At 44.6% G+C, this 20,849-nt stretch carries 22 protein-coding genes; 14 read left to right on the top strand and 8 right to left on the bottom strand.

Annotated features, from left to right (window positions below; genetic code table 11):
- Positions 1 to 46: 46 nt before the first annotated feature.
- Complete coding sequence (locus tag ACY3ZI_RS05130) at positions 47 to 784, top strand: L,D-transpeptidase family protein (protein WP_036954185.1); 738 nt, start codon at positions 47 to 49, stop codon at positions 782 to 784.
- Here ACY3ZI_RS05130 and ACY3ZI_RS05125 read toward each other — a convergent pair.
- Together ACY3ZI_RS05125 and lpcA are read right to left on the bottom strand one after the other, a co-directional pair.
- Positions 755 to 1,522: a class II glutamine amidotransferase gene (locus ACY3ZI_RS05125; RefSeq protein ID WP_036954184.1), complete on the bottom strand. Its 768-nt coding sequence runs from the start codon at positions 1,520 to 1,522 to the stop codon at positions 755 to 757. The two genes, ACY3ZI_RS05130 and ACY3ZI_RS05125, sit on opposite strands and share 30 nt — an antisense overlap.
- A gap of 26 nt (positions 1,523 to 1,548) precedes the next feature.
- Positions 1,549 to 2,127 (bottom strand): D-sedoheptulose 7-phosphate isomerase, encoded by a 579-nt coding sequence (gene lpcA, locus ACY3ZI_RS05120; RefSeq protein WP_036954182.1) that lies wholly within the window; start codon positions 2,125 to 2,127, stop codon positions 1,549 to 1,551.
- Between the two features lie 340 nt (positions 2,128 to 2,467).
- Here lpcA and fadE point away from each other — a divergent pair, with 340 nt between their 5' ends.
- A complete protein-coding gene (fadE, locus tag ACY3ZI_RS05115; protein WP_487376306.1) occupies positions 2,468 to 4,933 on the top strand; it encodes an acyl-CoA dehydrogenase FadE in 2,466 nt (821 codons plus the stop codon).
- A 94-nt stretch (positions 4,934 to 5,027) separates the two neighbouring features.
- Here fadE and lysA read toward each other — a convergent pair whose 3' ends face one another.
- On the bottom strand, positions 5,028 to 6,302 hold the full coding sequence (lysA, locus tag ACY3ZI_RS05110) for a diaminopimelate decarboxylase (protein WP_211886501.1): 1,275 nt from the start codon (positions 6,300 to 6,302) through the stop codon (positions 5,028 to 5,030).
- Positions 6,303 to 6,425: 123 nt separating this feature from the next.
- Between lysA and ACY3ZI_RS05105 the strand changes: the two genes are divergently transcribed.
- Complete coding sequence (locus tag ACY3ZI_RS05105; RefSeq protein ID WP_211886502.1) at positions 6,426 to 7,361, top strand: LysR family transcriptional regulator; 936 nt, start codon at positions 6,426 to 6,428, stop codon at positions 7,359 to 7,361.
- On the opposite strand, the gene ACY3ZI_RS05100 is transcribed toward ACY3ZI_RS05105, so the two are convergent.
- Entirely contained in the window at positions 7,341 to 8,255 is a 915-nt protein-coding gene (locus ACY3ZI_RS05100; protein WP_487376302.1) for a LysR family transcriptional regulator, read from the bottom strand. The genes ACY3ZI_RS05105 and ACY3ZI_RS05100 overlap by 21 nt on opposite strands.
- Before the next feature lie 125 nt (positions 8,256 to 8,380).
- On the opposite strand from ACY3ZI_RS05100, the gene ACY3ZI_RS05095 reads away from it, so the two are divergent.
- Positions 8,381 to 9,253: an MBL fold metallo-hydrolase gene (locus ACY3ZI_RS05095; RefSeq protein WP_211886504.1), complete on the top strand. Its 873-nt coding sequence runs from the start codon at positions 8,381 to 8,383 to the stop codon at positions 9,251 to 9,253.
- A 149-nt stretch (positions 9,254 to 9,402) separates the two neighbouring features.
- A complete protein-coding gene (locus tag ACY3ZI_RS05090) occupies positions 9,403 to 10,047 on the top strand; it encodes a DsbA family protein (protein ID WP_487376299.1) in 645 nt (214 codons plus the stop codon).
- On the opposite strand, the gene ACY3ZI_RS05085 is transcribed toward ACY3ZI_RS05090, so the two are convergent.
- Positions 10,040 to 10,717 carry a prepilin peptidase gene (locus tag ACY3ZI_RS05085; protein ID WP_211886506.1) on the bottom strand — a complete coding sequence of 226 codons (678 nt, stop codon included), beginning with the start codon at positions 10,715 to 10,717 and terminating at the stop codon, positions 10,040 to 10,042. The genes ACY3ZI_RS05090 and ACY3ZI_RS05085 overlap by 8 nt on opposite strands.
- Positions 10,718 to 10,994: 277 nt before the next feature.
- Between ACY3ZI_RS05085 and rsmE the strand changes: the two genes are divergently transcribed.
- The 9 genes from rsmE to hemW all read left to right on the top strand — a co-directional run bounded on the left by rsmE (position 10,995) and on the right by hemW (position 17,822).
- Positions 10,995 to 11,726 (top strand): 16S rRNA (uracil(1498)-N(3))-methyltransferase, encoded by a 732-nt coding sequence (rsmE, locus tag ACY3ZI_RS05080; protein ID WP_211886507.1) that lies wholly within the window; start codon positions 10,995 to 10,997, stop codon positions 11,724 to 11,726.
- A 9-nt stretch (positions 11,727 to 11,735) separates the two neighbouring features.
- Entirely contained in the window at positions 11,736 to 12,683 is a 948-nt protein-coding gene (gshB, locus tag ACY3ZI_RS05075) for a glutathione synthase (protein WP_154604536.1), read from the top strand.
- A gap of 150 nt (positions 12,684 to 12,833) precedes the next feature.
- On the top strand, positions 12,834 to 13,397 hold the full coding sequence (locus ACY3ZI_RS05070; protein ID WP_211886508.1) for a YqgE/AlgH family protein: 564 nt from the start codon (positions 12,834 to 12,836) through the stop codon (positions 13,395 to 13,397).
- Entirely contained in the window at positions 13,397 to 13,816 is a 420-nt protein-coding gene (ruvX, locus tag ACY3ZI_RS05065; protein WP_036954161.1) for a Holliday junction resolvase RuvX, read from the top strand. Before ACY3ZI_RS05070 ends, ruvX begins: the two co-directional genes overlap by 1 nt.
- 128 nt (positions 13,817 to 13,944) lie before the next feature.
- Positions 13,945 to 14,637 carry a YggS family pyridoxal phosphate-dependent enzyme gene (locus tag ACY3ZI_RS05060; RefSeq protein ID WP_283092569.1) on the top strand — a complete coding sequence of 231 codons (693 nt, stop codon included), beginning with the start codon at positions 13,945 to 13,947 and terminating at the stop codon, positions 14,635 to 14,637.
- Between the two features lie 16 nt (positions 14,638 to 14,653).
- The gene (gene proC / locus ACY3ZI_RS05055; RefSeq protein WP_487376295.1) at positions 14,654 to 15,475 is read left to right on the top strand and encodes a pyrroline-5-carboxylate reductase; all 822 of its coding nucleotides are present in this window, start codon (positions 14,654 to 14,656) and stop codon (positions 15,473 to 15,475) included.
- A 21-nt stretch (positions 15,476 to 15,496) separates the two neighbouring features.
- Entirely contained in the window at positions 15,497 to 16,081 is a 585-nt protein-coding gene (locus tag ACY3ZI_RS05050; protein ID WP_187128812.1) for a YggT family protein, read from the top strand.
- Between the two features lie 15 nt (positions 16,082 to 16,096).
- Entirely contained in the window at positions 16,097 to 16,690 is a 594-nt protein-coding gene (rdgB, locus tag ACY3ZI_RS05045; RefSeq protein WP_211886511.1) for an RdgB/HAM1 family non-canonical purine NTP pyrophosphatase, read from the top strand.
- Positions 16,683 to 17,822 carry a radical SAM family heme chaperone HemW gene (gene hemW, locus ACY3ZI_RS05040; RefSeq protein ID WP_211886514.1) on the top strand — a complete coding sequence of 380 codons (1,140 nt, stop codon included), beginning with the start codon at positions 16,683 to 16,685 and terminating at the stop codon, positions 17,820 to 17,822. The genes rdgB and hemW overlap by 8 nt, the downstream gene beginning before the upstream one ends.
- Before the next feature lie 95 nt (positions 17,823 to 17,917).
- On the opposite strand, the gene ACY3ZI_RS05035 is transcribed toward hemW, so the two are convergent.
- The 3 genes from ACY3ZI_RS05035 to glsB all read right to left on the bottom strand — a co-directional run bounded on the left by ACY3ZI_RS05035 (position 17,918) and on the right by glsB (position 20,826).
- Positions 17,918 to 18,868 (bottom strand): siderophore ABC transporter substrate-binding protein, encoded by a 951-nt coding sequence (locus ACY3ZI_RS05035; RefSeq protein ID WP_487376291.1) that lies wholly within the window; start codon positions 18,866 to 18,868, stop codon positions 17,918 to 17,920.
- A 215-nt stretch (positions 18,869 to 19,083) separates the two neighbouring features.
- Positions 19,084 to 19,815: a YggN family protein gene (locus ACY3ZI_RS05030; RefSeq protein WP_108479448.1), complete on the bottom strand. Its 732-nt coding sequence runs from the start codon at positions 19,813 to 19,815 to the stop codon at positions 19,084 to 19,086.
- 42 nt (positions 19,816 to 19,857) lie between these two features.
- Positions 19,858 to 20,826 (bottom strand): glutaminase B, encoded by a 969-nt coding sequence (gene glsB / locus ACY3ZI_RS05025; RefSeq protein ID WP_487376289.1) that lies wholly within the window; start codon positions 20,824 to 20,826, stop codon positions 19,858 to 19,860.
- Between the last annotated feature and the right edge of the window lie 23 nt (positions 20,827 to 20,849).

Here is a 20,849-nt window from a genome sequence, read left to right as displayed (position 1 = left end):
TTTGGTCCATTTTTAATCAGCTTATTTTTCAACATTTGGCTTAATTATGCATATAAGTAAAACCATCGGTGTTTATTTACTCTTCACATTTGCAGCGTCTGCATTTGCTCAAGAAGAAAACACATTATTCTCCCTTAATAGTAAGCCAACTGCTCAGCCTGATTCACCGATATTTATTCAAATATTTAAGCAAGAGGGTGTGCTTGAGCTCTACCAAAAAACAGCCGTAGGAAAGTATAAATTAGTCAAAACCTACCCTATCTGTAAGTTTTCTGGTGGACTAGGTCCTAAAAAGATAGAAGGCGACTTGAAAAGCCCTGAGGGGTTTTATCAGATCACGCGCTCGCAACTCAATCCAAATAGTCGATATTACCGATCTATCAATCTTGGATTTCCTAATGAGTTCGATAAGACGCAGGGGTATTCTGGTAACTATCTGATGATTCACGGTAGCTGTGTGTCTGTCGGATGTTATGCAATGACAGATAAATCCATGGGGGAAATTTATCAAACCGTGGAACAAGCACTTCAAAATGGTCAACCTGCCGTTGATGTGAGCATTTATCCATTTCGCATGACTAAAATGAATATGCTGCGTTATCGCAATTCAACGCATTATGCTTTCTGGAAACAGCTTCAACCTGCTTATGATTATTTTGAGCGAACCGGCAAACCTGCTGAAATATCAGTAACATTAGGTAAATATCATGTTAACAGCATGCCAGAAACGCCCACTAAGTTATTGGGATCTAAATCACAGTATGCGTTGGCCACGGTCGAATAGCACAAATTCACCGGGTTCAATTTTTTGCCACGTCTCGTTACCTGTTAAGGGAGCCGTGGCAATAACTGAAACAATATCACTTGGCGTTGTGCACTGTTGGAAGTCAATCTCGATGTCCTGATCCAACAGTTTCGCTTTACCAAACGGTGCTCTACGCGTGATCCAATGCAGCTTTGTTGAGCTAAACGCCATCAAATATTGCCCATCGGATAACAACATATTAAATACCCCTTTTTCACGCAGTTGCTGCGCAAGAGTGCCAATAAAACGGAAAACAGCTTTCCAGTTTGTTGGTTTTCTTGGATATTTTTGATTCAGTTGATGTAAAATCCAGCAAAATGCCCATTCGCTATCAGTTTCACCGATTGGTCGATAGTGTCCCGTCTTTAATGAACGAAACCCTTTCAATTGCCCATTATGCGCATAAGTCCAGTTTCGTCCCCATAATTCCCGCGTAAACGGATGGGTATTCACCAGTGAAACATCCCCTCGGTTCGCCTGACGAATGTGCGCCACAATGCTTTCTGATTTGATGGGGTATTCCTGCACAAAACGCGCCACAGGGGAGACAAAACTCGGTTGAGGATCTTTAAATGTGCGACAACCTAATCCTTCGTAAAACGTGATCCCCCATCCATCTTTATGTGGGCCAGTCTGCCCACCACGGGAAATCAGTCCACTTAGGCTAAACGTAATATCGGTTGGTACATTGGCACTCATGCCAAGCAACTCACACATTTAAAGTCTCCTGCTACTAAAAATGGTTACTTAACCATCTCTTTTTCAATTAATTGGATCAAAATATGGATCACTTTGATGTGGATCTCTTGGATACGATCTGCGTAACCAAAATGCGGAACGCGAATTTCAATATCAGCGCTTCCAGCCATTTTTCCGCCATCTTTCCCTGTCAGGGTGATGACTTTCATGCCTTTCGCACGTGCCGCTTCAATCGCTTTAATAATATTACCAGAGTTACCTGAGGTAGAAATGCCAAGCAGCACATCACCTTTTTGCCCTACCGCTTCCACAAAGCGAGAGAAAACAAATTCATAACCAAAGTCATTACTCACGCAAGAAATATGACTAACATCGGAGATAGCGATCGCTGGGTAGCCAGGACGGTTTTCACGATAGCGTCCAGTTAACTCTTCCGCAAAGTGCATTGCATCGCAGTGAGAGCCACCATTACCGCAAGAGAGAACTTTACCACCCGCTTTAAAAGAGTCCGCCAGCAACACTGCTGCTTTCTCAATTGCTTGCAGATTTGCATCATCACTTAAAAATTTTGATAGCGTATCTGCCGCTTCAGTCAGCTCACCACGGATCAAGTCTTGGTACATGAGTTTCCCCTTAATTTTCACGAATGCTTGATGGAGATAATTACGTCTTTATAGGTAATTTATCTTTGATTTCTCGATTGTTGCACAGGGTACATTTTGTTTCTACTTTTGATTGTACCGTATGGGGTATGGTTGACGAAATCTCCAGCAGTGCGCTTCTGGTCTGAGGCTAGCTAAATGCAGGCTATTTTTTCATCCGCTGTCCCTTTACAAAGGCAACTGATGATTTTGTGAGCCAAGTTGTAATTAAGATGTAAATATCTTGCTAATTGTTTATTACCAGATATAGATTAATAAAACAAACAGGTCAGACCTCTTACAAGTAGACAGGAGTTTCACTATGATCCTTCTCAGTATTGTTTTATTTATTGCGTTAATCGGCGTGCTGAGCTACCACAAAAGCTCACTTATGCTGAGCACAATTGTGTTATTGGCTTACACCGCAGCAATGGGAGCCGCCAATGTCTGGAGCTACTGGATGCTGTTACCCGTCGCTCTGGTTTTACTGCCATTTGTCATCACGCCAATTCGCCAATCACTGTTTTCATCAAAAGCGATGACAATGTTCCAGAAAGTAATGCCACCGATGTCTAGCACGGAAAAAGAAGCGATTGATGCTGGAACCACTTGGTGGGAAGGTGACCTGTTCCGTGGGGCGCCAAATTGGAACAAGCTTCATAATTACCCAAAACCACAACTCACCGCTGAAGAACAAGCTTTTATGGATGGTCCAGTGGAAACGGTTTGTGGCATGGTGAATGACTTTGAAGTCAGTCATGAACTTGCCGATTTACCGCCAGAAGTCTGGCAATACCTACGCGATCACCGTTTCTTCGCCATGATCATCAAAAAAGAGTATGGTGGATTAGAATTTTCAGCCTACGCCCAATCTCAAGTCCTGCAAAAATTAGCGGGTGTTTCCGGTATCCTTGCTATCACTGTGGGTGTTCCAAACTCATTAGGTCCGGGTGAATTACTGCAACATTATGGTACCGATGAGCAAAAAAATCGTTATTTACCAGGCTTAGCTACTGGTGAAGAGATCCCATGCTTTGCATTAACTAGCCCTGAGGCGGGTTCTGATGCAGGTGCCATTCCTGATGCTGGTGTTGTCTGTATGGGCGAATGGCAAGGCGAACAAGTTTTAGGTATGCGCTTAACTTGGAACAAACGCTATATCACCCTTGCGCCAATCGCGACTGTATTAGGCTTAGCCTTTAAATTAACTGACCCAGATAAGTTACTGGGTGGCGAGAAAAACCTCGGTATTACCTGCGCTCTGATCCCAACGAACACCCCAGGTGTTGAAATTGGTCATCGTCACTTCCCATTAAATATACCATTTATGAATGGTCCAACTCGCGGGAAAGATATTTTCGTACCTATCGATTACATTATCGGTGGTCCGCAAATGGCGGGACAAGGTTGGAGAATGCTGGTGGAATGTCTGTCTGTTGGACGTGGGATCACATTGCCATCCAACTCAACAGGTAGCTTGAAGAGTGTCGCAATGGCAACAGGGGCTTATGCTTATATCCGTCGTCAGTTCAAACTTCCTATCGGAAAAATGGAAGGTATTGAAGAGCCTCTAGCCCGTATTGCAGGTAATGCCTATTTAATGGATGCCGCAGCAACTCTAATTACCTCCGGTATTATGCTGGGCGAAAAACCAGCAGTGCTCTCCGCCATTGTGAAATACCACTGTACTCACCGTGGTCAACGTTCAATTATCGATGCGATGGATATCACGGGTGGTAAAGGCATCTGCTTAGGAAGTTCCAACTTCGTTGCCCGATCCTACCAAGGCGCACCTATCGCCATTACCGTTGAAGGCGCCAATATTTTAACCCGTAGTATGATTATCTTTGGACAAGGCGCTATCCGTTGTCACCCTTATGTTCTCGAAGAAATGGCCTCAGCTCAAGATAATAACCTGAATAAGTTTGATAAAGCGATATTCGGTCATATTGGTCATGTGATCAGCAATAAGTGCCGTAGTTTCTGGTTAGGTTTAACCAATGGACGCGGCAGCAGCGCTCCAACTAAAGACGAAACTCGCCGTTATTACCAAATGCTTAACCGCCAAAGTGCTAACTTAGCCCTGCTCTCCGATGTGTCTATGGGGGTTCTAGGTGGTAGCTTAAAACGCCGTGAGCGTATCTCCGCTCGTCTTGGGGATATTCTGAGTCATCTGTATCTTGCTTCTGCAACCTTGAAACGTTATGAAGATGAAGGTCGCCAAAAAGCGGATTTACCTCTGGTGAAATGGGCAGTTGAAGATTGTCTGTATCAATCAGAAAAAGCGATGGATGATTTACTGAAAAACTTCCCAAATCGCTTTATTGCTGGCGCATTACGTATTGTTCTGTTCCCGACAGGCCGTGCAATGTCGATGCCATCTGACCGACTGGATCACAAGCTGGCGCAGCTAATGATGGAGCCATCGGAAACACGCGACAGAATTGGACGTGGTCAATTCCTAACCCCTGTAGAGAACAACCCGCACGGCTTAGTGAACCAAGCACTGTATGACATCATTGCTGCAGAGCCAATCTTTGAACGTATCTGCCGCTTAAAAGAACGCAAATTCAGTTTCACGCGTTTAGATAAGTTAGCCGACCAAATGTTGCCAGAAAACATTATCACCCAAGAAGAAGCAGATATTTTACGTAAAGCAGAAGCCAGCCGATTACGTACTATTAATGTCGATGAGTTTGATTTCGATGATTTAGGTGTGGTTCCATCAAAAAAGCCACACGCTGAGTCAGAGGATGAATCTCAGTCGAAAAAGAAAAAAGCGGCATAATTAATTTAACGCGCTTAAAATTGTCACTGTACTAAAAACAACAAGGGAGCCAATAGCTCCCTTGATTTATATTCATCTATTAATATGAATTAATTTACAGCTCTAAAGCTAATAATTCTTGAATAGTTTGACGGCGACGAATCAGCGTCGGTTTTCCGTCAATGAACATAACTTCTGGCAATAATGGGCGGCTATTATAGTTCGATGACATTGATGCGCCGTAAGCCCCTGTGTCATGGAAAACCAAATAATCGCCAACGTTGACTGCTGGCAGTAAACGCGTTTCCACCATCCCGCCTTCTAGCTGGGTAAACACATCCCCAGATTCACACAATGGCCCCGCCACGATCGTCTCTTTTAATGGCTGATTGCCTAATGAACAAAAAACAGCGCTACTACCGTCTGCTGGCAATACCGAAATATGGTGATAACTACCATACATCGCAGGGCGCATTAAATCGTTAAAACCGCTATCCACCAGCACATAATGGCGGCTGCCCATATCCTTAACCGCGCGCACTTGTGCCAATAAAACACCCGACTCCGCCACTAAATAGCGCCCTGGTTCAATTTCTAATTCAATAGAGTGACCTAAGTGCTGCGCGATACGCTGGCGAGCGTTATCCCACAGGCTGTAATAGTGCTGAACATCAATAATTTCATCCTGTTCGCGATAAGGCGTTGATAGACCACCACCCGCCGAGATAGCCTCAATATCCACGCCCGCAGACATCACTAGCTCCACCATAGAATCACACACATTAGCAAGATGCTGGTAGTCAACACCGGAGCCAATGTGCATGTGAATGCCCACTAACTTCAGGTTGTACTGCTGTATTTTCGCTAATGCTTCAGGTAAATCTTGGTACCAAATCCCATGCTTGCTGTTCTCTCCGCCCGTATTGGTTTTTTGGCTATGACCGTGCCCAAAGCCCGGATTAATACGCAGCCAAACTGGATGACCCGCTTTATGCTCACCAATCTGTTGCAGCATATCGATAGAGCCCGCATTCACAGGAATATCTAACTCTGTCACTTTCAGTAATGTTGCTGGATCTAACACATCCGCCGTAAATACAATTTCGGACTTTTCACGACCCGGCTGAAAACCCGCCACTAGCGCACGCTCAATTTCACCCAATGACACCGAATCCACTTTCACCCCCTGCTCACGCATCAGACGCAAAATATGAATGTTTGAACACGCTTTTTGAGCAAAACGAACGGTATCGAACACTTTTAACTGTTCAATACGGTCAATAATCACTTCACTATCATAAACCCAGACAGGCGTACCAAACTGCGCAGGCAGTGCGCGTAAATGTTCAGGAGTGAGATACTGGCTGGTGGTATTGGCGAATGTGGTCATCGGAACCTCGTTGGCAAGTTTTATTATAGTGAGTTTGATTATTAGACGAATAAAACGGGAAAAAAAATATCCTTTTTGCTAAAGTCTATTCATATTTGATATAGAAATACGAGAGGAGCAATCATGCAGGCAATTTCTTGGCGACATATTGAAATTTTTCGTGCGGTAATGACCACCCCCAACCTCACGGAAGCGGCAGCATTGCTAAATACCTCTCAGCCAACCATCAGCCGAGAACTGGCGCGACTCGAGCATTTATTACAGTTTAAATTATTCGATAGAGTCAAAGGTCGCTTACACCCCACGGCACAAGGCTTGCGCTTTCACGAAGAAGTCGAACACTCCTATTATGGTTTGGAGCGTATTCGCAACTCAGCAGAAACTATTCGCCGCTTTGAATACGCTCAAATTTCCATTGCCTGCTTGCCCGCATTTGCACAATCTTTACTACCACAAGTTTGCCAAGCCTTTATGGAAAATTACCCAGATGTGAACTTAACAGTGATCCCGCAAGAGTCCCCCGTGTTAGAAGAGTGGCTATCCGCCCAGCGTTATGATGTGGGGCTAACTGAGCACTTACAAACCCCGCCAGGTACGGAACAACTGACTTTAGGTTCCTTAAATGAGGTTTGTGTGCTGCCCGTTGGGCACCCTTTAGAACAGAAAAAAGTTCTCACTCCACAAGATTTTCATCAGCAGCGCTTTATTAGCCTGTCTCTGACAGATAGCTATCGGCAAATCATTGATACCACCTTTGCCGAGCATCAAGTGGAGCGCAAAATGGTGATGGAAACCCACTCCGCTTCCTCTATTTGCGCTATGACATTGAAAGGAATTGGTGTCTCTATCGTTAATCCACTGACTGCATTGGATTTTTATCAGCAATCGGCAGGCAAACTGGTGATCCGCCCACTCAATTTTTCTATCCCTTTTACCGTCAGCTTAATTACGCCGAATCACCGACCGTCTTCACAAGTCACCCAGATTTTCACTGAGCATTTGCAGCGGACTTTCACACAAATTGAGCAAGATCTCGCCTTAGCGCTGCGACATCAATGAAAGCCAGTGAGGTGATGTTTTAAACCAATTGGCAAGGAAGTCGATCACAGCACGTAATGGCGTTGGCATATACTGCCGGCTGGTATAGACCCCGTAAATACCAAGGGGCATCGGTGTATAATCCGGTAACAGCTGAACCAACGCCCCCGATTGCAAATAACTCGCCACCGAATAGTAAGGCTGCATCGCGATACCCGCGCCATTTAATGTCGCTTCCATTAAAAATACGGATTCATTGGCGCTGAGTCGACCATCTACTAGCACCGTCGAGGTTTCCCCCGCTTTTTCAAAGCTCCACATGCTACGCCCAAAAAAGCTGTAAGTTAGGCACTCCATCAGAGCCAAACCTTCGGGTTTGGTGGGTAAATTTTTGCCTTGTAGAAACTTCGGCGAAGCACAAATCACGGAATGGCAGGTTGATAGCGGCTTGGCAATTAAATTCGGTTCTAACTGATTGGTAATACGGATAGCCAGATCGATACGTTCCTCGATTAAATTCACCGATTTATTCGAGATCTGCATATCAATCATCATATTGGGATACATCTGCAAAAACTCAGAAATGGCTAGAGACAATGCACTTTGAGCGATGGATTGAGAGCAGCTAATCCGCACCAACCCCGCCAACTCTTTCGTATCAAGCTTTTGCTCAACCGGAACGCTTAAAGAGATAGCATTTAGCTGCAATGATTGCTGATAAACCCCTTCCCCCGCTGACGTTAAACTTAAGCGCCGCGTGGTACGGTTAAGCAAGCGCACCCCTGCCCACTGTTCCATTTCAGCCAAATAGCGCGTCACCATTGCACGGGACATATCCAATTTATCTGCCGCACCGCTGAGGCTACCTTGTTCTACAATAGTAATAAACACCTGCACCGCTTTGAGTCTATCCATATTATTTGACCGATTTATGCAACAAAGATGACCTAATTATGGCGTTTTTCTTACCTTAATTGCAATTTAATATACACACCAAGCCAAATCAGGCACACAACATGACTTAACATTAGGATAAGAAAATGAAATTATCGACTGTATTAACTGCAACCGCCTTTGCTACTGCCACGCATTTTGCTCAAGCTGCAAATTTAACTTTAGATGTTTATAACCCGGGCAATAACAGTGTATTCCCAGTCTCCTCTGAAATTATCAGCGGCGATAAAGAAGTGGTTTTAATTGATGCACAATTCCAAAACAATGATGCCCAGCAGTTGGTCGATAAAATCAAAAAGCTGGATAAAAAGCTGACCACCATTTATATCAGCCACTCTGACCCAGATTACTATTTTGGTTTAGAAACGCTGACTAAAGCCTTCCCTGATGCCAAAGTGGTCGCAACTCAACAAACCGTTGATGCGATTAATGCGACTAAAGATGGCAAACTGGCTTACTGGGGCGGCGTCTTAAAAAATGAAGCACCAAGCAAAGTTGTAGTGCCTGAAGTTATCAAAACCAATCACTTCACGGTGGATGGTGAAACGTTAGAGATTAAAGGGTTAGATGGCGCATCACCAGACAGAAGCTACGTTTGGGTGCCTTCACTCAAAGCGGTTGTTGGGGGTGTCGTTGTTTCTGACAATATCCACGTTTGGGTTGCTGACACACAAACCAAGCAATCGCGCCAAGATTGGCAACAAACACTAGAAAGTATCAAAGCGCTGAAACCAAGTGTGGTTGTTCCGGGACACTTTACAGGTAAATCCAAAATGGATCTGGCGAGTGTGACCTTTACCCAAAAATATTTAACGGACTTTGAAAAAGCTAACAGCCAAAGTAAAGATTCCGCAGAACTTATCAATAAAATGGAAACGCTCTACCCAAGCTTGGATGATAAATCCAGCTTAGAATTAAGCGCGAAAGTAGTGAAAGGCGAAATGCAGTGGCCGCAATAAGCCGCTGCTCAGTATAAAGACTGTCAATAACGGAGATAGCGACGATTAACTCGCTATTTTCCGTTAGTTCGATTTGTTTTTTTTTAACGACTAGCTTTTCAGCGATTCGAATAGAATGATAAAACAAAGAATTAGAGAGAATAAAAACCATGAACACAATTACCCTACATTATATTTATGACCCATACTGTGGTTGGTGTTATGCCGCTGCACCATTAATCGCTATTACGGCTAATCACCCAAATATTCACCTAGAATTGCACGGTGGCGGAATGCTTGCGGGTAGTGCACGCCTGCATCTTGACGACCAATTCCGTCAATATATTTTGCAATCAGATAAACGCATTGCCGCAATGACGGGACAAGTTTTTGGTGATGATTATATTGCCATGTTGCATCAGCCAAACGTCGTGATGGATTCCGCGCCGCCACAAACTGCCATTTTAGCCGCAACAAAACAGGGCAAAGGCGTTGAAATGCTCAAAGCATTGCAGAAAGCCCACTATATTTCGGGTCGCCAAATTAAACAGCCCGAAGTCTTAGCGGAAGTGGCGCAAGAAATTGGTTTGAATATTGAACAGTTCCCAAAAGACTATGCCCAATGTGCACAAACGGAAACCGACGCACACATTGCCCAAAGTAAACAATTACTTGGTCAATCTGGCTCATCGGGCTTCCCAACACTACTGATCGAACAGCAAGGCAAATGGCTGCGCGTACCACTGCAAAACTACCTTGGCGAGCCCGAAAAATGGCAACAGTTTTTAGACTCGCTGGTGAAAGCTGCTAATTAGGATGCCAGCTAAGCAACAGCCAAAAACTGGCACTACAAATAATGGCGGGACCAAACGGGATGCTCTGCACGAATTTCTGTTTGCCTCGCCGTTCCTTTTTTTCTCGCCATGTGCGCCAAAGAAAATGCAGTAAACCTAAGCTCGCGGCAAGCCCTAGAAAATAGGGAAGATTGAATACACCGAGCCACGTCGCGCACGCAGCAATTAATTTAAAATCCCCTCTTCCCATTTGCGGACGCCGACGAATTTTCTCTACTAACGTCGTGATAGCCACTAACCCAATGTAACTGAACAGCAGCGCATAAATAGCGGATAACAAATTTCCCGTTGGTATTCCCCATTGAAATAACAGGCCAAAAACCAATAAAGGATAATTGAGGACATCCGGTAAATAGCCCGTTTTTAGGTCGATTAAAGCTAATGGAATAACCAAGTTAAAAAACAGAAATAATACAGCGAGAACTGAAGGTGGATAGCCAAGGAGCACAATCCCTGCCCCCAATATCCAATAACCTATCCATACCCAATTGAAGCCAATGATAATACTCGGTAAATCAAAATAACGGGCGGGAATCTCCCTCAATAGCAGAGTTGTCAGCCACGCTGACAAGAGCGACAATACAGTGATTAGCGATATAGGTATTAAAAATCCATTTACGGCATCAATCATGGTGTTCTCCTTTTCCATGAGCACTAAAGATAGGTTTACTAGACAAAGACAGGGCTTACTATACGGCGATGAATGCAGAAACCAACACTATAATTTCGTGGTTTGGGGTCGGTTTTATCGACAAATTTAGCGTGGATATGAGAGTGTGAAATGCAAGGCACAGACGAGCTAAAAAATCCCTCTTTTTAGTTATAAACTCAGTCCGTCCTCTTGTTTTTCGAGATTTTGCCCCCATATCCTGCATCAGTTATCTTAATTATTGGACTAAGGAAAAATCATGCGCGTTCCACGCATTTATCACCCAGAGCCACTCCAAATTAACACCACCATTTCGCTTTGTGATGATGCAGCCAACCATGTGGGTCGAGTTCTTCGCATGACAGCCGGACAACAGCTAGAATTATTTGATGGAAGCAACTATATATTCCGCGCTGAAATTACAGAAGCAACGAAAAAAAATGTGTTTGTCACTATCCAAGACAGCACATTGGATGACCGTGAATCCCCATTAGATATCCATCTTGGGCAAGTGATGTCCCGCGGTGAAAAAATGGAATTCACCATTCAAAAATCCGTTGAACTTGGCGTTAACACAATCACACCACTACTTTCAGAACGTTGTGGCGTACGCCTTGATGGCGAGCGTTTAGAGAAAAAATTACAACAGTGGCAAAAAATTGCCATTGCCGCCTGTGAGCAAAGTGGTCGCAACCGCATCCCTGAAATTCGCCCCGTTCAATCCCTTGAAGTGTGGTGTGCAGAAAATGACGGCGCGTTTAAAATTAATTTACACCCTCGGGCAAGTGAGAGCATCAACACGCTCCCCGCTGATTTAAAGCACGTAAGATTACTGATAGGTCCAGAAGGTGGCTTATCTGCTGACGAAATTGCCATGACAGCCAATTATCAATTTACTGATATCCTGTTAGGGCCACGAGTATTACGAACTGAAACGACCGCGCTAACCGCTATAACGGCATTACAAGTGCGTTTAGGTGACTTGGGTTAAGGAGATAAAATGATCAAGCTCGGCATAGTAATGGATCCTATTTCATCCATTAAAATCAAGAAAGACACCAGTTTTGCAATGATGCTGGAAGCTGCACGCCGCGGTTATGAAATCCATTATATGGAGATGAACGACCTGTACCTGCACCAAGGCGAAGCCCGTGCGACCACAAAGATCGTGACGGTCGAAGAGAACCCAACCAAATGGTATGAGTTCCATTCAGAACAAGACATCGCCCTGAGCGATCTTGATGCCATTTTAATGCGTAAAGACCCGCCATTTGATACTGAATATATTTACGCGACTTACATTCTTGAGCGAGCAGAACAAGCGGGCAGCTTGATTGTCAACAAGCCACAAAGCCTACGTGACTGTAACGAAAAGCTGTTTACGGCATGGTTCCCTGAGTTAACGCCAGATACCTTAGTCACTCGTAGCTCTGAAAAACTGCGTGAATTCCATAAAAAACACGGCGACGTGATTTTTAAACCGCTGGACGGTATGGGCGGTGCATCGATTTTCCGTTTGAAGAAAGAAGATCCGAACGTTGGCGTTATTATTGAAACATTAACCGAGCACAATTCCCGTTATTGCATGGCACAAAACTTCTTACCTGCAATCAAAGATGGCGACAAACGCGTGCTAGTAGTTGACGGTGAACCTGTGCCATATTGCCTTGCGCGTATTCCTGCTCAAGGGGAAACCCGTGGAAACCTCGCCGCTGGTGGTCGTGGTGAAGCACGCCCATTAACAGAAAGTGACTGGGCGATTGCTCGCGCTGTCGCACCGACCTTAAAAGAAAAAGGTTTGATTTTCGTGGGTCTGGATATTATCGGTGACCGCTTGACTGAAATTAACGTCACGAGCCCGACTTGCGCCCGTGAAATTGAAGCTGCATTTGATATCTCCATCACCGGTATGTTGATGGATGCGATTGAGCGCCGCCTGAAAAAATAATTTTTATGAAGGATCGTGTATAAATAAAAACACATCATTCAAAAGGCAGCCTTTCGAGGTTGCCTTTGGTGTTATTTACCATCACAGTAACAAGCTATCTTTATCATAACGACATAACGAATAGGAACATAACCCCTGAGCTTGCCATTTATGAATTTACAGAATCATTTTTTAATTGCCATGCCTTCACTGACGGATCCCTATTTCGACCATTCCGTGGTGTATATCTGCGAACATAATGAAAATGGCGCAATGGGACTTGTGATCAACAAGCCTATTGAAGATTTTTCTGTCGCAACCATGCTGAAAAAGCTCGAAATTGACGTGACTGACAACACCAACACGCGAAACCTTGAAAAAATGGTAATTGCGGGCGGACCTGTTTCTGAAGAGCACGGGTTTATTATCCATACCCCTGTTGCGGGCTATGCTGCAAGTTTGCGCCTCAATGACCATGTTATGGTAACGACCTCTAAAGATATTCTAGAGACGTTAGGCAGCGATCAGCATCCCATGAATTCCTTAGTGACCCTCGGTTATTCAAGCTGGGAGCCAGGGCAGTTAGAAAATGAAATCATGGAAAATAGCTGGTTGACTGTTAAAGCGGATCCTAAACTGATTTTTGATACGCCGTTAAACGAACGATGGAAAGCCGCAGGTAACCTTTTAGGCATCGACATTCATAATATCTCCATGCAAGCGGGGCATGCTTAATGTCAGCAAGAACTTTATTAGCGTTTGATTTTGGAACGAAAAGTATTGGTGTTGCTGTCGGTCAAGAGATCACCGGTACCGCTCGCGCGTTAGCCTCATTAAAAGCCAGCGATGGCAGACCCGACTGGTCACAAATTGAAAAATTGCTCAAAGAGTGGCAGCCACAGCTGGTGATCGTCGGGCTTCCATTGAATATGGATGGCACTGAGCAGCTCGTCACCAGCCAAGCACGTAATTTTGCCAATCGCATTCACGGGCGCTTTGGTGTACAGGTTCAGCTGCATGATGAAAGATTGTCTACGGTGGAAGCTAAATCAGGGCTGTTTGAACAAGGTGGCTATCGCGCACTGAGCAAAGGCAAAGTGGATTCTGCCTCTGCGGTGGTGATTTTAGAAAGTTGGTTCGAACAAAATTACTAAAAGGCATATCTTTACGTTTATTTTCCCCATTCAGTTGCTGCAAAGGTGCCGTTCGCCCTTAATATGTTTTACACTAGGGTTAATTCTCACTATTCACCGAAAGCAACTGAAAAACGGTATTGAATAACATGACCATTCAAAAAAACCTATCTGATGTCACTGAGCGTATTCATCTTGCAGCAACCGAGTGTCACCGCTCCCCTCAAGATATTACCCTGTTAGCTGTGAGTAAAACCAAGCCTTGTGAAGCCATTATGGAAGCCATTGACGCAGGTCAGCGCCAATTTGGTGAAAACTATGTGCAAGAAGGCGTTGAGAAAATTCAATATTTCGCAGATAGAACCGACCTAGTTTGGCACTTTATTGGTCCACTACAGTCCAATAAAAGCCGCTTAGTGGCAGAACATTTTGATTGGTTCCATACTTTAGATCGCGCCAAAATCGCTCAACGTTTAAATGAGCAACGTCCTCAAGATAAAGCGCCGCTGAATGTGCTGATCCAAATTAATATTAGCGATGAAAACAGCAAGTCTGGAATAACCCTTGAGGAAGTGAATGAGCTTGCGGCTCAAGTCGCCCAATTACCCAATTTAGTGTTGCGTGGGTTAATGACCATTCCAGCCCCAGAAACCGATTATGAGCGCCAATGCGCAGCGTTTCGCCAAATGGAACAGGCATTCGAGCAGTTGAAAGCTAACTATCCGACTGTGGATACCTTATCCATGGGAATGACCGACGATATGCGCGCCGCAATCCACTGCGGGTCGACACTTGTCCGCATCGGCACTGCAATTTTTGGCGCCCGTCAGTACCATAATTAATCTTTAGGAGAACAACATGCAACATCGCAAAATTGCCTTTATTGGCGCGGGAAATATGGCGAATGCCATTATTGCGGGTCTTGTGGCTCATGGCTATCCTGCATCGATGATCACCGTCTGTTCACCAACCCCTGTACGCCGTGATAAAATGGCGCAAGATTACGGCATCATTAGCACTAATGATAATTTCACTGCCGCCCAACAAGCAGACGTGATTGTGCTTGCCGTCAAACCGCAAATGATGAAAGAGGTTTGTGAGCCATTACAGAAACTCACAAACTTAGAAAACAAGCTGATTTTAACCATCGCTGCCGGTATTCCTGCCGCTCGTTATAATGACTATTTCGCCCATTCGCTGCGTTTAGTGCGCATTATGCCAAATACCCCGTCACTGGTGGGTAAAGGTGTTAGCGGCTTGTTTGCCCAATCGAATGTTTCTGAAGATGATAAGCAATTTACCCAGCAATTGATGGAAAGCGTCGGTTCAACAACCTGGTGTGCCAAAGAGAGTGAAATCAATAATATCATTGCGTTAACCGGTAGCTCCCCCGCTTACTTTTTCTTGTTCATGGAATCCATGCAACAAAAAGCCGAGCAGCTTGGCTATGATGAAAAACAAGCCCGCGAGCTGGTTCTTAATGCCATTGAAGGCTCCGTGGCGTTAGCGAAATCACAGGGAGATACCCCATTTTCAACCTTGCGTGAGCAAGTCACCTCTAAAGGCGGTACCACCGCAATGGCTTTAGAGCAATTTTACCAAGGTCATCTACCGCAAACCGTCGCCAACGCTATGCAAAGCGCGATTGACCGTGCGGAAGAAATGGAAAAACTTTTTTAATTTATTTTTTTGGGATAAGCCATGCAGACTATCGTTTTTGTTGTTACCACCCTAATTCAACTGTACATCTTTGTACTTCTGCTCAGAGTATGGATGCAGTGCGTTCGCGCCGATTTCTATAACCCATTCTCGCAGTTTGTGGTTAAAGCCACTCAACCTATCGTGGGGCCTTTACGCCGCCTAATTCCATCCGTTGGCTCCATTGATACTGCAACCCTGCTGGTGGCGTTTGTACTAGCAATTGCTGACATTATCTTTGGCATGTGGGCAACCAATATGCTGCCGGCCATCGGTCTAACCATACTGCCAATGGGATTAATTCTCTTACTGACTTATATCGGTAAATTGATTTTCTGGATGATCTTAATTCGCGCCATTTTAAGCTGGGTCAGTCAAGGCCGTAACCCTGTCGATTATTTACTGTTCCAATTAACTGAACCGTTAATGGCACCGATTCGTCGTATTATCCCAGCCATGGGTGGGTTAGATTTCTCCGCGATGATTGTGATGTTTATTTTGATCGCCCTGAACTACTTACGCGTTGATGTCTCTTTAATGATTGACCCTGCGTTAACCGCTATGCTGTTCTCTGTCGGCATTATGTAAGGGAAGAGAGAAACGATGCAAAAAGTTGTATTAGCCACTGGTAACCCGGGCAAAGTTAATGAATTAGCGGATTTACTTCGCGAGTTCGGCATGGATATTGTCGCTCAAACGACCCTTGGGGTTGAGTCTGCGGAAGAGACCGGATTAACCTTTATCGAGAACGCAATTTTAAAAGCTCGCCACGCTGCGGCACAAACAGGCTTACCCGCCATCGCTGATGATTCCGGTATTTCTGTTGATGCATTAGGCGGCGCGCCGGGGATTTACTCTGCGCGTTATGCGGGGGAAGATGCGACCGACCAGCAAAACCTCGATAAGCTTCTCGATGCCATGAAAGATGTGCCGGATGACCAACGCCAAGCGCAATTTAACTGCGTGTTAGTGTATCTGCGCCATGCCGAAGACCCAACGCCGTTAGTGTTTCATGGTCGCTGGCACGGAGTTTTAACCCGTGAAGCAAAAGGTCAAGGTGGCTTTGGCTATGACCCGATTTTTTACGTACCAGAATTAGGCTGTACCTCAGCAGAACTAACTAAAGCGGAAAAACAAGCGGTATCACACCGCGGTAAAGCCCTTGCGATGATGTTGGATGCTCTGAAAAATGCTTAAGCTTCCTCCATTAAGCCTGTATATCCACATTCCTTGGTGTGTACAAAAGTGTCCGTATTGTGATTTCAACTCACATACTCTTAAGGGGGAAATCCCTCAAACTGAGTATGTTGAGCATTTACTTAGCGATCTTGATAAGGACGTGGCGCTGATTGGCGCCCGTCCTGTCAAAACCATCTTTATTGGTGGCGGTACACCAAGCTTATTAACTGCTGAATCCATGCAAATGTTGATGGATGGCGTTCGTCAGCGAGTAAATTTAGACCCTGATGCGGAAGTCACCATGGAAGCTAACCCCGGCACTGTAGAAGCTGACCGCTTTGCAGGCTACCAAGCCGCGGGGATCAACCGTATCTCCATCGGTGTACAGAGCTTCGGAGACGACAAGCTGATCATGTTGGGGCGCATTCATGGCCCTAACGAAGCTAAACGCGCCGCTCAGCTCGCCACCAACTTAAATCTACGCAGTTTTAATTTGGATTTAATGCACGGCTTACCGTCACAAACTCGCGACGAAGGGCTATCGGATTTACGCCAAGCTATCGAACTCGCTCCGCCGCATCTTTCTTGGTACCAGCTAACCATTGAGCCGAACACGCAGTTTGGTTCTCGCCCGCCGCATTTACCGGATGACGATACTCTATGGGATATCTACACCGAAGGGCATAAATTACTGACAGCGGCAGGTTATCAGCAATATGAGACTTCTGCCTATGCCAAAGCGGGTTATCAATGCGAACATAACCTTAACTATTGGCGGTTTGGGGATTATCTGGGTATCGGCTGTGGCGCGCACGGTAAAATCACCTCAACCGATGGGCAGATTTTACGCACCGTCAAAACCAAGCACCCGCGGGGTTATATGGAAGGTCGTTATCTTGATAATCAATATAATGTCGAGAACGAAGACCGCCCATTCGAGTATTTTATGAACCGTTTCCGGTTACTTGAAGCGATGCCTCGCCGTGAATTTACTGAATATACCGGTCTGGCAGAGTCTGTGGTTCGCCCTGCTATCGATGAAGCCTTAGCCAAAGGCTATATCTCAGAAACCGCTGATGAATGGCAAATTACCGAACATGGAAAATTATTCTTAAACTCCCTTTTAGAGCTATTTTTAGGGGAAGAATAATTTCTATTTCTCCATAAAAAAGCCAGCTTGCGCTGGCTTTTTCTTTTACTAAAGGTAATAAACAAGGGTAATAAACGAAAATAATAATCTATCGATCACAGTGCCTTGGTGACTGCATCGATTTGTTCGGTGAGGCTGACTAAACCGCCACCGGAGAGATACCACAGGTCAGATTGCAAATAGGTAATTTTGCCATCTTTATACGCTTTGGTTTCTTGGATGTTTTGGTCTTCAAATACCGTTTTTTCCAATTTACCTGCGCCAATCGCTTCACTGCGATCCACAATCAAAATCACATCAGGGTTCGCTTGTGCGATAGTTTTGGTATCTACCACACGGCGTTTGGATTTATCAGCATCCGCTTCAACCGGTAATTCAGCACGTTGTGCTTTTACCACATCGTAAACAACCGCTTGGTTATTTGGGATTAATTTGCCGTCATTGTGCAGTAAAACCAGCACTTTTTTATTGGATGCAGCCGCTTTTTTCTGGGCTTCAGTAATGGTTTTATCCAATTGAGCCAGTTGCTCGTCCACCGCTTTTTGGTCACCGTATAAATCGCCAATTAAACGAATGTTGGCTTTCACTGACTCAATATAATTTTTGCTGTCAGAGCCTAAATTCAGTGTCGGGGCAATTTTTGATAGCGCATCGTAAGATTTACCTTGGCGACCCGTGATCACGATTAAATCGGGCTTCAATGCAGCGATCTCAGCTAAGTTTGGTTCTTTCATGCCGCCTGCATTTTTGACTGTCGCAGGGATACCCGCTTTTACATAAGCAGGTGCATTACCCATCGGCAGAGCAACAACCTTGTCCCCTAACCCCAGTTTTTGCATTGAGTCATAAATACCGAAATCAAACAGAACCACTTTTTGTGGTTTTTTCACCACTTCCGTTTCACCGGAAAGGTGTTTAACCGTGACTTTTTCAGCACCTTGTGCAGTGATTGCGTTTGGCGTAAATGCAGCAGACTCAGCACTCAGTGCGTAAGGCGCGGAGAATGACAGGATGGAAACCAGTACCGCTGGAATAAACTTTTTCATATGAATAACACCCATTTAGTCGTTAAGCCAAACCAGCATTCTAAGGAGAGTTACTCATAAGTCAATTAAATGATAATGATTCTTAGTATTGTTTTTATTTATGTTAATGTCGTCATGGTTTGATGAGACTTTTAATGTAAAAGGCAGTAATCAGTTTCCCTATTACTGCCTTTCATTACCGATGATAGCGTTGAGGACACATCAAACTATCTGAATTATTTACCGTTAATTGAATTCAGTAAGCTAATGCGTTGTTGCTCTAATGAAGTGACTTTAGAACAGACTTGCTGACCAAACTGCTGGAAGCTATTTTCTTGGTTTTTCCATTCACTATCAATTTCTTGCTGTAACCCACCAAGGCTACCTAACATGCCTTGCAGCATTTTGTTGGTATCACCACCAGCAAGTAACTGTTTGCGCCCCATTTCATTGATACTGTCTTGTAAAATCCCACCTAAGCTTTCATTGACTAATTCACGCCCTGAAGTTTCTACTTTCTTGATGCCTTCATGGTGGAAAGCGTAGCCGTTTGAACGAGTTTCAATGATTTGGTTAATTTGACCGTTTAAATCTTTTTCAAGCTTAGTCAGGCGGTTGCGAATATTACTATCGCTGCCAATCACTTTAACCACCACTTTATCGAGAGATTTACGCGATGCCGCTAATTTCTCTTCAGATTCTTTTTTGATCCACGGTAAATCCTGACGGATAGCCGATTGATAACGCAGTGCTTGCTGCTGTTGCTCAGAGGTCAGTGCAACTTTTTGGCCATTCAGCGTGACATCACCATTTGGGGTGATTTTTAAATCCCCACTGCGACCGACGACTTGGACATTATCAGGCGTCATAAAAATATCGTCTTTAGGGGTTACCGAGCAGTTGTAATCCGCCGCTTGGCTAGTGGCGCAGGCCAGTAATGAAAACGCAATTAAAGTACGGCGTAACATAAAATCTCCTCGTCGATTACCTCTATATTTATTGAGAGGTAATTAGAAAACAGAACGTCCAATTCGCTTAGATAAAAGCTCTAAGGCAGCACAACCCACCAAAGAGTTTCCGGCTGAATCTAATTCCGGTGACCATACTGCCACCGTAAATTGGTTAGGAACCACACACACAATACCGCCACCGACGCCTGATTTACCGGGCATTCCAATACGAAATGCAAACTCACCGGAACCATCGTACATACCACAAGTCATCATCAACGCATTGATTTGTCGAGATTGTAGCGGCGTGATAATTGGGTCTATCGAACAAGGCGACTCACCTTGATTCATTAAATAGGTAAAACACCTAGCCAGTTCGACACAATTCATACTTAGAGAACAATAATGAAAATAAGTTTCTAAAACCGTTAAAACATCATTATCAAAATTGCCAAAAGATTTCATTAAATACGCGATAGCTGCATTACGGCTCGCGTGTTCCATTTCTGAGCGAGCGACATTTATGTCGTAGCTAATGTCGGGTTCGCAAGCGAGTTTTCGGACAAACTCCAGCATCCGCTGTTTTGGTGCACTCAAACGAGATTGCAGCATATCAGCAATTACAATCGCGCCAACATTGATAAAGGGATTACGAGGAATACCTTTTTCCATCTCTATCTGAATCAATGAGTTGAACGGCAACCCTGATGGCTCTTTACCTACACGACTCCAAATTTCTTGCTCTTCGTAGCGCGTCATTGCCAAGGTTAAACTCAGAACCTTAGAAATGGATTGAACTGAGAAACGTTTTCTCGCATCTCCCGCTGTGAAAATATCGCCCTCTGCGGTATGAACCGCAATCCCCAAATGATGTGAAGGAATACCGCCAAGCGCCGGTATGTAGTCAGCCACCTTCCCTTGACCTATCAGGGGGCGGACTTGCTCCAAAATATCATGCAGTAATTGGTCAGAAAACTGGGTGCTCAAGTGTTTTGCTCCAGAATGGATTACTCTAGAAAACAAAGGCATCCAATTGGATGCCTTTATTAATA

The sequence above is a fragment of the Providencia sp. LY12 genome, from assembly GCF_057621555.1.
The sequence above is the reverse complement of the archived record's forward strand: the minus strand, read 5'-3'. Positions and strand labels throughout refer to the sequence as shown.